The organism is Aureispira sp. CCB-E, from assembly GCF_031326345.1.
Classification (GTDB): Bacteria; Bacteroidota; Bacteroidia; order Chitinophagales; family Saprospiraceae; genus Aureispira.
Genome location: NZ_CP133671.1, coordinates 4,306,681 through 4,319,456, shown reverse-complemented (window position 1 = coordinate 4,319,456; position 12,776 = coordinate 4,306,681). Strand labels below are relative to the sequence as shown.

10 protein-coding genes are annotated in these 12,776 nt (G+C 35.0%); 2 read left to right on the top strand and 8 right to left on the bottom strand.

Annotated features, from left to right (window positions below; genetic code table 11):
* Positions 1-142: 142 nt before the first annotated feature.
* A complete protein-coding gene (locus QP953_RS16895) occupies positions 143-475 on the bottom strand; it encodes a rhodanese-like domain-containing protein (protein WP_052592004.1) in 333 nt (110 codons plus the stop codon).
* Positions 476-766: 291 nt separating this feature from the next.
* Here QP953_RS16895 and QP953_RS16890 point away from each other — a divergent pair, with 291 nt between their 5' ends.
* On the top strand, positions 767-1,336 hold the full coding sequence (locus tag QP953_RS16890) for a hypothetical protein (RefSeq protein WP_052592006.1): 570 nt from the start codon (positions 767-769) through the stop codon (positions 1,334-1,336).
* A 68-nt stretch (positions 1,337-1,404) separates the two neighbouring features.
* Here QP953_RS16890 and QP953_RS16885 read toward each other — a convergent pair whose 3' ends face one another.
* From QP953_RS16885 to QP953_RS16855, 7 genes are all read right to left on the bottom strand, one after another.
* The gene (locus tag QP953_RS16885; protein WP_052592008.1) at positions 1,405-2,340 is read right to left on the bottom strand and encodes a cation diffusion facilitator family transporter; all 936 of its coding nucleotides are present in this window, start codon (positions 2,338-2,340) and stop codon (positions 1,405-1,407) included.
* Positions 2,341-2,688: 348 nt separating this feature from the next.
* Positions 2,689-3,540, bottom strand: a complete 852-nt coding sequence (locus tag QP953_RS16880; protein ID WP_081909413.1) for a hypothetical protein — start codon at positions 3,538-3,540, stop codon at positions 2,689-2,691.
* A 201-nt stretch (positions 3,541-3,741) separates the two neighbouring features.
* Positions 3,742-5,421 carry an AAA family ATPase gene (locus QP953_RS16875; protein WP_309551979.1) on the bottom strand — a complete coding sequence of 560 codons (1,680 nt, stop codon included), beginning with the start codon at positions 5,419-5,421 and terminating at the stop codon, positions 3,742-3,744.
* 408 nt (positions 5,422-5,829) lie between these two features.
* Positions 5,830-7,497: a T9SS type A sorting domain-containing protein gene (locus QP953_RS16870; RefSeq protein WP_309551977.1), complete on the bottom strand. Its 1,668-nt coding sequence runs from the start codon at positions 7,495-7,497 to the stop codon at positions 5,830-5,832.
* 511 nt (positions 7,498-8,008) lie between these two features.
* Positions 8,009-9,451, bottom strand: coding sequence for a hypothetical protein (locus tag QP953_RS16865; protein WP_309551975.1), 1,443 nt, complete (start codon positions 9,449-9,451; stop codon positions 8,009-8,011).
* Positions 9,452-9,475: 24 nt separating this feature from the next.
* Positions 9,476-10,189, bottom strand: coding sequence for an NrtR DNA-binding winged helix domain-containing protein (locus tag QP953_RS16860; RefSeq protein WP_052592015.1), 714 nt, complete (start codon positions 10,187-10,189; stop codon positions 9,476-9,478).
* 210 nt (positions 10,190-10,399) lie between these two features.
* On the bottom strand, positions 10,400-11,836 hold the full coding sequence (locus QP953_RS16855) for a nicotinate phosphoribosyltransferase (protein ID WP_309551974.1): 1,437 nt from the start codon (positions 11,834-11,836) through the stop codon (positions 10,400-10,402).
* A gap of 134 nt (positions 11,837-11,970) precedes the next feature.
* Here QP953_RS16855 and QP953_RS16850 point away from each other — a divergent pair, with 134 nt between their 5' ends.
* Complete coding sequence (locus QP953_RS16850) at positions 11,971-12,696, top strand: RluA family pseudouridine synthase (protein ID WP_052592020.1); 726 nt, start codon at positions 11,971-11,973, stop codon at positions 12,694-12,696.
* The last annotated feature ends 80 nt before the right edge of the window (positions 12,697-12,776 follow it).

Here is a 12,776-nt window from a genome sequence, read left to right as displayed (position 1 = left end):
TTTTTATACACAAACACAGGAACAGAGTCACAACGCAGTTAAGCATAATATAATAATAGGAATGTTGATTTTTTAATGTCAAAAAAGTGATTCTATTAAGCGAACTCTACTCAACATTAGAAAACCAACATTCTAAAATATCTTAGTATAAGGTTAGACTTTTGTCAACATCTCTAGCATAAGCGACAATACCACCGTTTAAATTGAATAAGTTGTCGTATTCGTATTCTTGTTGCAAAAATAAGATAGCCATGTAGCTACGTTTGCCACTTCTGCACATGACAACAGCAGGTTTATCTCTAGGGATTTTGTCTGTATTTTTATCAATTAATCCCAAAGGGACATTTATACCACCAATAGAACAAATTTCTCTTTCATCGGGTTCTCTTACATCAATGATGATAAAATCATCTCCATTGTCCATCATTTCTTTTAATTGCTGAACATTAACTCCTTTTACTTCGTTTCTATCCATAGCAGAATATAGTTTTATATGTTTTAGTAGTTATAATAGACCACTTACTTAATTATCAATATACTATGATTTTTTAAGTAAATTAATGTAATTATATTGGTTATCAAAAATCGGATTAGATGATTATATGTTTTCCGATTCATTTTGTTTCTAAGCAACAAAACTACTACTTTTATGCTTTATAACAAAGCTCCTTAAAGGCAGAATATCTTTTTGGTGTACAATTCACATTTGTGATTGGGACAACCATAGTTTAGTATCTTATTTTTTATAAAAACGTCGGATTAATTTATGCATACCTTAGAACCACATTACAGGTGGAGATTGGAGTACATAGCTTCAGAAGACCCTCAATCACCTTTTTATGGGCAAGTTTATAGTGAGTTTGAATTTTCAACTAAAATCTACAATTATTACATTCACCCACAGTGGGATGATTTTGGCTCTGAAACATTGTACGTGAAAATTCTTTATGTTAATTATGCAGATAATTATGCTATTTTAGAACTGATTGGAGAATGGAACGATTGCTTGCACAATGATATTATGCTATTGAAGCAAGGTGTTGTTGATCGAATGCAAGAACACGGCATTTCTAAATTTATTATAATTGCTGAAAATGTTCTGAATTTTCACGCTTCTGACGATTGCTATTACGAAGAGTGGTACGATGATATTTCAGACGAGGATGGATGGGTTTGTATTATAGGGTTAAGGGATCATGTTCTAGAAGAGATGGAAGAGTATGGTATTCACAATTACATTAACTTTGGTCCTCAGTTTAATATCAACTGGCGTCCTCAAAAACCAGAGTTGGTATATGAAGATATCCGTTATAAAATAGAAGAACAGGGATATTGATAATTCTTGAAACGAAAAAAGAACAAGTTGTAAGAACATAATAGGATTCTTACAACTTGTTTGTCATTTTATTCTGCGTGAGCAACAACTGTTTTAACTGTTTCAGCTTCAATAAAAATTCGATTGACAGTAGGAATTGCTTTTTTGATTTTCGATTCAACCCGATCAATTGCTAATTCTATCTGAGAAGAAGTCATCCCTCTTTTGAAGGTCACATCCAAGTTTACCAAAACCTCATTTGGTCCAAAGTACAAACTAAGTGGTCGCTTGTAAGCTCCGATTTCAGGCTCTTCATCCAAAATCTTGGTGATTTTGTCCAAATCGCTTTGAACCAATCCTTCCCCAATTAGCAAATCTTTACATTCTATGGCAAAGAACAAAGAGACACTAACCAGTAAAACTCCAATTAGAATAGAACCAATTCCATCAAAATAAACGTTGCCTGTCATATGCCCAGCAAAAACAGAAAGAAAGGCAATCGACAAACCAATCAAGGCTGCGCTATCTTCAATCACAACGGCAGCTGTAGAAGTATCCTTACTAGCAACAATTTCTTTAAAGAACGAACGATGAGTTCTATGACTATTGAATTCTTTGAGCGCAACACTCAAGGCGAATCCTTCAAAGACCATAGCAAAAATTAAGATGGCATAGTTCCAAATAACATAATCTGTATTGACCTTATCGTGTGGGTGCAAGACCGCTTCGATACCTTCATAAAGAGCAATGCCTCCTCCTAAAGCAAAAATTAGAACTGCCACAATAAATGACCAAAAGTAAATCTCATTTCCATATCCATAAGGATGTTGCTTATCAGCAGGTTTTTGACTTTTTTTGATGCCTAATAGGAGTAAGGCACCATTTCCTGTGTCCACTAAGGAGTGAATGCCTTCAGAAAGCATAGATGAAGATCCTGTGAAAAATGCAGCAATGAATTTGCTGACAGCAATTGCTGTGTTGGCTATAATTGCGCCGTAAATTGCCTTTTTGGATGAACCAGCCATTGTTGTGTTGTATTTTTGTTTGATAATTATAATAGTTGAGTATAAAACTTGTTGGACGTGTTTTATCACAACTTGTTAAAGAATTAATTGTATTTTTTGTAAACGATTATTTAAAATCGGGTATTTAGTTATAATAATGCTAATGTGGGCTATAAAGAAGTATCTTGTATCAGTCTATCTGCGTTACTAATTTGTGGTTTTAATAGAGTAAAAGTATTCATTTAACAATTACAAAAGAATATATGTTCTAGTTATTTAGAATATTAGCTTGTTTAGAACATAGCAAGCTGAAAAACTAAAAAAACAGTGGATTATTTCTAAAATTATCGCATAAGAACGTTCAACAATCTAAGTTTTATAATTAAAAATTTTTACTCTAAGCCCAAAAGAAATCATATGTTCGAAAAACCAAAAATTTTGTGTCGCTTTATCAGCTAAAGAAGCTGTTGTTTTAACAGAAGGAAGGTGTATAAAACCACCTCTAAGACCTATCTGAAAGTAAAAGTATTGCAAAAGCGTAAAACTTAAATCTAGATTTGTTGCTACTCCAAAACCTGCGACATAAAAAACGTCATTTCTTTTATTATTCAACAGCTTAGCATTAGTTTTGGGAATGATTAATCCTGTTGAAAAACCTTCGGACAAGTTGATTTCTATCCATTTATTTTCTAAAGCAATTCCTTTTAGTAAATCATCGTAACGATCGACTCCTATGCTCACATAATTTAACCCATCGGTGTGTTCGTAAGCTAAGAAATCTTCCTTTAAAACAATAATATCTTGATGATAGTTGCCATCATAATAGGAGCTGGAGTTTGCAATCTTTCCACTAATTCGTACGGTTTGGTTTTGAGTCACGACATACTTCATGTGGTCTATATTAAAAGAAATATGAAAATTGTCATGAAAAAAATACCCAACTTTTAAATTCGTTTGTGGAATTGTGAATGTTGTGGGATTTAAGTACAAGTCAAAATCAAACTTTGAGGGTCTATCAGTTGCTCTTACATTGAACAAAGTAAAATCGTAATCATCCCCTTTGAAATGAATGTTTGAGTTGCTATAATAGCCTCGATTCCATCCAAATGAAACAAAAACTTTCCCTTTATTAGGTCGTATTTTAAAAATATTGGCTTCTTTTTGAGCGATTGACTGGGAGAAGAGCATCATCAAAAAGCTTAGTGTTATTACGGTTTTCATAGTCATACTTTTATTTTAAATATTTTAAAGTTAAAAAAAGTATGTTTTTCATTCTAACATAAAAATGTGGGTTTATCAGAAAAAAAAGATCAATTTGAAATTAATGTTGAATTGACCAAAACAAAGTTAAAGAAGCAAGTTTTATATAATTTTTTCTGAAGGATTATTTAAACTCAATTTCTTTAAAAGGAATAAAAATGATTATGAAAACAATAGCCACAGGCAAGCAATAGCTAGCACGACAATAACAATTTGGTAAATTCCTTTGGAGCCTGATAGATTGGTAACTTCTGCTTCTTTTTCAGCCAAATCAGAAAGCGCTTGCCCCAATTTTGATTCATTTTCTTTCAGGTTATTCTTTGCTGCTTCTAGATCTGTTGTCAACCAGTCTACTCGTTTAGATTGTTCGACCAAGTTGTGAATGAGTTGTTGCATTTCTTGACGAGCCTGGATGGATTTTTCTTCCAAAGAGCTAATAATCAAATGTTGTTGTTGAATAGAACGCTCGGTGTGCTCCAGCATAGTCATGTAACTATTTTTATCTGCACGATATTGCTTTTGAGCTTCCAAAAATCGAGTGATGCGCTTGTCTACAAAGATATCCTCAGGGCTGACTGGACGCTTGAGAGTAATTCCTTTGAAAGAAGTACATCGACTCAACGCAACATAAGTTTGTCCTGTTGCAAACGCTTTTCGACCCAAATTAATAATAACATGGTCAAAAGTTTGTCCTTGGCTCTTGTGTATGGTAATTCCCCACGCAAGTTTTACGGGTAACTGGGTAAAAGAACCAATAGGTTTGCGTTCAACAGTTTCGGTTTCATGATTCCATTGATAAACGTATTTATGCCAAGTGTGATGAGAGACTGACACAATTTCAGTTGCCTTTCCAGCTTTGATTTCAACCAATAACTTATCTTCAAAAATTTCTGTGATTCGACCAATAGTACCATTAACCCACTGTTCGTTTTCATCGTCTTTGACAAACATAATTTGAGCACCAACTTTTATTCGCAACTCCTTATCTGTGGGATAGGCACTACCAACATTGGCAAAGTTGCCTAGCTCTTCAGCATGAAAAGTCACCAAGGGAGCTTCAATAGCTGCTAGGTTTTCTTCGTTTAGCTGTTTGATAACAGCATTGGTAGAAGCCAAGGTGATTTTAAAGTTAGAAGACAATCCTCCTTTGACATCGTATCGCTCGTTGAGCAAATTTAGGTGTTGTTGATCTAATTGATTGACACGAATCGCATTGAGCAAGCTAATAAATTTTTTGTCTCTTTGGCGATACACCTTAGACAGCTCAACAATTTGATACTGATAATCTCCTTCAAACGCTTTGGCACTGAAAAAATACCTAGAAGTATAATGCGTGCGCAATAAATTGACAGTTTCTTTGTCTCGTTCGTCAATAATAGGAGGCAGTTGATACAAGTCTCCAATCATTAAAAGTTGTTTGCCTCCAAAAGGGAGGTTGGATCTTAAATTAGCTCTTAAGGATAAGTCAATGGCATTCATTAAGTCGCATCGTACCATTGAAATTTCATCAATAATAATCAACTCAATTTCTTCCAGAAGTTGAATGGTTGTAGGGGGCAAGGGAGGAATGCCTTTGTCATTGGGCAGATAAGCACGCCATTCAAAACCAAAAAAAGAATGAATGTTTTCTCCACCAACTTGCAGCGCAGCAAGTTCGGTAGGTGCTAATATGATGTGTTTTTTACTTAAACTCTTGGTTAAATACGTTAAGAGTGTCGATTTTCCTGTACCTGCTTTTCCTGTTAAAAAAACAGAGCTGGATGTATGTTCAATTAAGCGAATGGCATCTTGTGCTTTTTGATTGTTGCTATATGCCTTTAGTAAATTAGTAATTGAATTCATTTATTTATCTGGTAAATAACAAGTATTCCTCCTCAAAAAACTCGTTATGTTTTGTTAAATGTTGTTCTTTGATATAGCCAAGTTGTCAAAGGTCTGTTCTGTTTTAGCTCCCAAAATACACATTTAAAATAGAACAAAAACATCCATCGCAAAAATATTTTAAAGCAAAACAATAGACATTGTCACCAATAGGTTTTAGGAGTCGAAAGATGTTCTGATTTTTTCTCGGATCAAAAACTTAGTTGCTGGGCTAATTTTTAGACTATAGATATTAAAATCAATAGTAAGAATTAAAAAATCATTATTAAAGCAATTGCACCAAAAACACCGTTACAGAGTTGTTAAAAAATAAAAATCCTGCTAGTAAATATACCAGCAGGAAATTATGTGCTTTTTTGTTTTTAGATTTTATTCTACTACAATTTGATGACTTTCAACGTTACCATCAACACTTACTTTTAAGATATAAGTACCTCTAGGAAGACGACTAACATCAATCTGACCATTGTAGTTGTCCATTAAGATTTTTGCTTTTGGAAAACCATAGAAATCAAATAATTCAGCTGACACAGTTGCTTTTTTATTAGGCGTATGAGATTGGTCGGCTAATTCTAGGTTAATAATTGTAGAAGCAGGATTAGGATAAGCTGTAAAGTAATCCAAAGTAGCTTTGCTACTATTCAAACTTGAAATATTGCTTCTTTCTGCGAATCCAAAAACATTGTCATCGTCATTATCACATTCTTGCGTGATATTGATTCGTTGATCATACCAAGAAGACCAACCGCATACGTTTTGAGCTCTAACTCTGAATCGAATAGTTCCCATTTGGTAAGGAAGAAAACGGGCTCTATGTTGCTGTGTTGTCCATGTGAAATTAGTGGTTTGTTGATCCCAATCCCAAGTTAAATTGTGACCTCCTGTTGCCTCTGCTTCTATCATATTTTTATCCGCATAAAAATTATTTGAACGGCATAAGTCACAATAAGAATTATCGGATGGGAATTGGTCAATAGGAGTTAGCACTAAACCACCACAATTTGGCTTGATAATTACAGGTACACCAACCCCTACTTTCATTCTTTTAACAATTGTTTGGCTACAGCTGTTGGTGATTGTTCCTGTTAAGAAAACATCGCCTTGTCCAACTCCTGTTAGTGTTACTTGGCTATTAGTCGCGTTGCTTATTGTAACTAAGGAAGGATTCGAAACAGTCCAATTAACTGTCTCTCCATTTTGCAAACCTGTCATTGTATAAACAGCATTGCTCGCCGAGCAAACGGCACTATTCCCTACAATTCGTGCGGTACTAGTAAAAGGACTGATAGAAACTTGGCAATGCAGACTTCTTTGGCGATTGCCTTTAAAAATAGGCACGACGCTTATATTAGACAAGGGATAAGTATTAGGAACCAATGTTAAGGTTCTAGAGGTTGTCGTTATAAGACCACTTACTGGAACTCCTGCTGTTGTTGCCCAGCCAGAACCAACATTCCATTCATAAGATACACTTCCAGAAACATTATTGGTCTCGGTTACAGAAAAACTAACGGATGATGTTGTCCCACAGGTGATGGTTTTGCTTGTTGGAGACAAAGAAAAACTTGGAGTGCTTGGAGGAGTCGAAGTAGCGCCTTTTTTTAGCGTGTATTCACAAGAGCGATACTCTACACCAGTCAACGTTTTAAGTACTGCAATAAGCTTATCACCAGTTGAAAAAGTGCTTGCTTGTAATGTAAAAGGGAACATTATTGAACTAACTTGAGGAGAAATACTTCCTATAAATGAGGAGCCAAGAATCCATTTGTTCTCTACTTGAAAGCGGATACCGAAACTATTTTCTATATAAATATACAAATCAGTATCTCCCAAAGCATGGTTAAAAGGCTTCTCCATATACACTTCACAATGATATGTACTAGTGCTACTAGAGCCTAAATCAATTTCTCCACATTCACTAATGGTAGCACCACCAGAGGTGGGAGATATATTTCTTAACTTGACAGTTACCTGTGCCATAGACCAAGTAGACATAAATAGCAATAATAATAATTGAATTTTAATTTGTGTTTTCATAAAAAATTTAATCTGTGTTAATAAAAAAAAAGTTTTTGTAAAATACAGCACAATAGGGGGTGGGCTAAAGTAGATTTTACTTTAGTAAAAAAACTAAACATCTTATTTTTATATAAAAATAAATGGTGGGGAGTAAATCAGTGTAAGTAGTTACAGGTTACTATTAGTTAGTCTTGTCATCAATTGAGCAGATGAATGAATTTTAAAGACAAGGGCAATAAAATGTTTTAATGAACAATGTGTTTCTCTGATTAGTTTGGTATCGCAAATGTAGACGATGATTTAAAGAAAGTAAAGACATGTTTTTTTTAGTTTCAAGCCATTCAACCACTACCGAATAGTTATTGAGCGTTGAAAAAGAATGTGTTGGATTATCTAAATTAGATATTCTTAAACTAGTTATTCTTTTATGTTTTATTTGATGTTAAAAAAAACACTTGAAGAAGCTTAGAGCTAATTTTTATTCAATTGCTTGCTAATTAGTAGCAATAGCTAGGCAGTTATTACAAACTTATTTTAAAGCAAAATAATAGGTATAACCAATTAAAAGCGTTATGGCATGGTAGTTCATAAAAGCACTTTCGTTGCGTTTTCCGATTAAAAAAAGTGGAGATTGGATAACAGGTTCTGTAAAATTGACTAACTGACTAAAGCCTTTGTCTCGATGACCATAGGTGTAGTTGACACCGATACTCATCAAGCTTGCCTTTCTACGCCAAGATATGCCTGAAGAAAAATGCCACAAATCAATAGGAGCGCTGACAATTGTTAAGTCACCTTCTCTGATTCGGTCAGAACGCCTTGCATAACTAAAGTCGCTGCGAAAACCTATGTGCAGACGAATTTTATCAATGATTTGTTGTTCCCAACCAATTGCTCCGTTGATAACTTGGTTGGCACCATGATGAATGGTGAAAAAGTCTATGCCAGGGCGGCTCAAAAAGGCAGGAAAAGTAGGTTGGCTAGGGTCTGATTCAATCATTTTATACTGTTTGATGCTCGAAAAGTATTCTCCTGTAAAGCTGATTAAACCTGTTTTATAAACATAGGAAACGCCAAGCCCTATGCTCAATGGGTATTTATATTGTGATTTTAATTGAGTTTGTTCTCCTGTTTGAATTTTATCAACATTGCCAGGAAGATTGGTTTGACTAAGTTCTCTTTGAACCCTAGATTCTCCCCATATTGTTATGGAAGGTGAAGAGATGTTGAGACCAAAACGCCAGCCATTAAAACGAGCGTGAAAGCCAGCTTTTAGTAGTCCTCCAATCATATTGGTGCGTGTATGTAGATAAAATGAGTTGGTTGCTATGTCAAATGGAATGTTGTTAGAAATATAGGTCGAATCTCCACTAATAGAACGCGCTGTGTAAGAAAAAGTATGCCGTTGAGAGCGATAGGTGACAATTGCTGTTAGACCAACAGAAAAATTTTCGCTTAATTTATAACCAGCCCCCAAACAAGCCCAAGTTTCATTTAGGTTATTTCGCAACTCGACACTACCAATATAATTTTCTGCACCAGCTTGATTAGGGTTGAGCTCATAAGTCATCTCATGGCGTTGAGTCATGTCAATATTAACGTGTTGGCGTGTTAAGATGTTGAAACCTAGACGCCATTTTTTCTCTGGATTTTTAGTTAGCAAACCAGAAATCATTTGTTGATACAAACTAATCCTTTGAGAGTTTAAATCTACATTAGTTCCTCCTCCATTACCGATATACAAGTCGGTATATTTATAAACAGAGGTATTTAAAGAAACCGTACTTTGCTTGATAAACGCTAAATTAGCAGGGTTGTAATAAACGGCACTGTTATCATCCAACCCCGAGATTACAGAACCGCCAAGAAAAGAGGCACGTGCTCCAAATTGATTGGTCCAGTAATGTGTATCTTGTCCTTGAAGGTTATGAATTGTTATAAAACATAGAAATAGTAAGAGGTTGTTTTTCATGGTTATAATACTTCTATAATGTGGTTAAGTATGTCGTTCTTTGGGAGGTGAAATAGCAAATTCAAAACCATTTTTAGTCAATTCTTCGTACTTCTCTTTGTTGAATTTATACAAGAAAGCAGGGCGATGAGGAACATCCTTCTGGCGTTCTAGTTGTTCCAAAATACCCATTTTTAGGATTTTAGATCGAAAGTTTCGACGATTTAATGCTCTACCTAAGATAGTTTCGTATAAATTTTGTAATTCACTCAGTGTGAATTTGTCTGGTAATAATTCAAAACCAATGGGTTGGTAGCGAACTTTCGAGTCTAAGCGTTTGATGGCCATATCTAAAATTTGGGCATGGTCAAAGGCTAGTTCGGGAACTTCAGATAATTTGAACCATTGAGCGTCTTGTGCATCGGTTGCTGCAGAAGTAGGGTGTTCTTCTAAATTAATTAATGCAAAGTAAGCAACACTAATGACATGCCCTCTAGGGTCTCTATCCAAACTTCCAAAGGTGTAGAGTTGTTCTATAAAAATATCTCGAACACCTGTTTCTTCCTCTAGTTCACGTTGAGCAGCGGCATCTAAGGTTTCATTTTCTTTGATGAAACCACCAGGAATTGCCCAAGCGTTTTTGAAGGGTTCGTAAGCACGTTTGATTAATAAAACACGAACATCTGCACTTTTGTCCAATCCAAAAACCACGCAGTCTACGGTTACAGAAGGTTTGTAATTTGTTTTATTATAAAGCATATTTTAAGCATATTTTTAGTAATAGTTCGTTTTTTTTAGATAAAAAGCACATTTATATTGTGTTGATAATCAATTTTTTAACATAAAATACAACAAGTTTTTAACTTGTTGATTATCAATTAAATAAGGTTTTTTGACGAACTATTGTTTAGATAAGAAGGTAAAAATTAATATACCTTCTTGCTAGATAATTTTTAATAAATTTGAAGGCTACAAATAGTGTTGAATCAATTGGAGTTTTTGTTGATTGAGTTGTTGTTCTAATCCCATCGGATACAACTTGAAATCAACTTGTTGAAACAACTTGACTTGTTCTTGTCGATGCCTTCTGATTTGATGGATAGAAGGACTTTGGTATACTAATTCACCTTTCCTAAAAATAGGAATTAGCAAATCTTTAAAAAGCCGATTGTCCGCAACAATTGTTCTGCCATCAAAACTTTGGATTAGAGGAAATAGTTCCGTATTATCTGTATTCCAAATCATATCGCCAAAGGGTTGCCCATCGCTCATAAAATAACGACGCACTTGTAAAATGCCAGGTGTTGAAACTTTGTTGGGAGTATTGGATAGTTTTAGTTTGTACACCCAATCACTTCCTTGTTTCTTAATGGCAGCCAATTTATAAACGCCTCCCAAAGCTGGTTCATCTTTGGCGGTGACCAAATTAGTACCAACTCCCCAAACATCAATCAACGCACCTTTGGCTTTTAGGTGGCTAATTTTATGCTCGTCTAAATTATCGCTTGCCACAATTTTAGCTTGTTCAAAACCTGCTGCATCTAACAAAGCCCTTGCTTGGATACTTAAAGTACACAAGTCGCCACTATCCAATCGAATGCCTAAAAAATTCTGCCCTTTCTCACGGAGTTGTTGCGCAACTTGAATCGCTTTCTCAATACCTTTGATACTATCAAAAGTATCCACCAAAAAAATACAATTATGAGGGAGTGTTCTAGCGTAAGCTTCGAAAGCATCTAGTTCATTATCAAAACTCATAACCCAACTATGCGCATGGGTGCCTTTGACAGGAATATCGTAAATCCTTCCTGCTAGCAAATTGCTCGTGGCTACACATCCACCAATATAAGCAGCTCGGCTAGCAGAGAGTCCTCCGTCTATTCCTTGCGCCCTACGCAATCCAAATTCAAGTACAGCGTCCCCGCCCGCAGCAGCTACAATTCGAGCAGCTTTTGTAGCGATCAAAGTTTGAAAGTTGAGGCTGTTTAATAGAAACGTTTCAATTAATTGAGCTTGCAATAAAGGACCTGTAACTCTCAGCAAAGGTTCGTGGGGAAAAACTACTGTTCCTTCTTCTACCGCATCAATATCACAAGTAAATTTTAAATGACTCAAATAATCTAAAAATTCTGGTTCAAATAAAACTTGGTTGTTAGATGTTTTTAAACTTTTTAAATAAGCTAAGTCAGAAGGCGTCAATCTAAACTCATTTAAAAAATGAATGACATTCTCTAAACCACAAGCAATCGTATATTTAGCCCCAAATGGAGGTTTTCTATAAAAAAGATGAAAGACAGCTTCGTCTTCAGCAGAGCCCGTTTTCCAATAGCCATAGGCCATGGTTAATTGATACAAATCAGTCAACAAACCTAAGTTTGTTTGATAACGAGTTTTAAGGTGATTCATAAAAGCTTTGAATGATTCTTATTATTTTGTAACTTTCCCACACAATATAAGGTAGCTTAGTTTTAAATACAAACTAAGAAGCAAATTAAAACAAAAAAATAACAATTAATCGCCTCAAAGAGGTTTATAAAGAAATGGCAAAAAAGGACTATACTGTTTTATTCGAAGATGAGCATTTAATAATCGTGGACAAACGCAGTGGTTTGCTGACTATCCCTGACCGATACAGAACAGATATCCCCAATTTATACAATATCCTTCAAACGACTTATGAAGAAGTGTATGTCGTCCATAGATTGGACAAAGGGACGAGTGGTATTATCTGCTTTGCAAAGACCAAAGAAGCCCACCGTTTGTTGAGTTTGCAATTTCAAGAACGCATACCATTGAAACGTTATCACGCTATTGTACAAGGAGTTCCGTTTGAAAGCGAAGGGGTAATTGATGCAGGCTTGTCACCTAATAAAGAAGGTGGTATGCGAGTAGATATTAAACGAGGAAAACCCTCTGTTACAGAATATAAAGTACTAGATAGTTATGGTCAATTTGCATTGATTGAGGCAACAATTTTAACAGGTAGAACCCATCAAATTAGAATTCACTTAAAACACTTGGGACATCCTTTGGCGGTAGATCCTCTTTATGCAAACAAAGAAGAACTATATCTTTCTGAAATAAAACGAAAAAAATTCAATCTAAAGAAACATACAGACGAGCGTCCTTTGCTAACAAGGGTACCGCTTCATGCGCATTATTTAAGTTTTGAGCATCCAATTACCCAAAAAGCCATAGAAATAGAATGCGCTTATCCCAAAGATATGCGGGCTATTTTGAATCAATTGAACAAATGGGGGAAATAAAAAAGCATTTTACAGATTATCTCTCACTCTCAATACTCTGCCAAAATGAAAGAAATTTCTAGTACAGAGTACCAAGTTAT

Bases quoted from the DNA above. Each gene is read 5' to 3' on its own strand.
- QP953_RS16895 (WP_052592004.1), bottom strand. From the start codon at position 475: ATGGATAGAAACGAAGTAAAAGGAGTTAATGTTCAGCAATTAAAAGAA.
- QP953_RS16880 (WP_081909413.1), bottom strand. From the start codon at position 3,540: ATGAAAACCGTAATAACACTAAGCTTTTTGATGATGCTCTTCTCCCAG.
- QP953_RS16870 (WP_309551977.1), bottom strand. From the start codon at position 7,497: ATGAAAACACAAATTAAAATTCAATTATTATTATTGCTATTTATGTCT.
- QP953_RS16850 (WP_052592020.1), top strand. From the start codon at position 11,971: ATGGCAAAAAAGGACTATACTGTTTTATTCGAAGATGAGCATTTAATA.
- QP953_RS16865 (WP_309551975.1), bottom strand. From the start codon at position 9,451: ATGAAAAACAACCTCTTACTATTTCTATGTTTTATAACAATTCATAAC.
- QP953_RS16875 (WP_309551979.1), bottom strand. From the start codon at position 5,421: ATGAATTCAATTACTAATTTACTAAAGGCATATAGCAACAATCAAAAA.
- QP953_RS16890 (WP_052592006.1), top strand. From the start codon at position 767: ATGCATACCTTAGAACCACATTACAGGTGGAGATTGGAGTACATAGCT.
- QP953_RS16855 (WP_309551974.1), bottom strand. From the start codon at position 11,836: ATGAATCACCTTAAAACTCGTTATCAAACAAACTTAGGTTTGTTGACT.
- QP953_RS16860 (WP_052592015.1), bottom strand. From the start codon at position 10,189: ATGCTTTATAATAAAACAAATTACAAACCTTCTGTAACCGTAGACTGC.
- QP953_RS16885 (WP_052592008.1), bottom strand. From the start codon at position 2,340: ATGGCTGGTTCATCCAAAAAGGCAATTTACGGCGCAATTATAGCCAAC.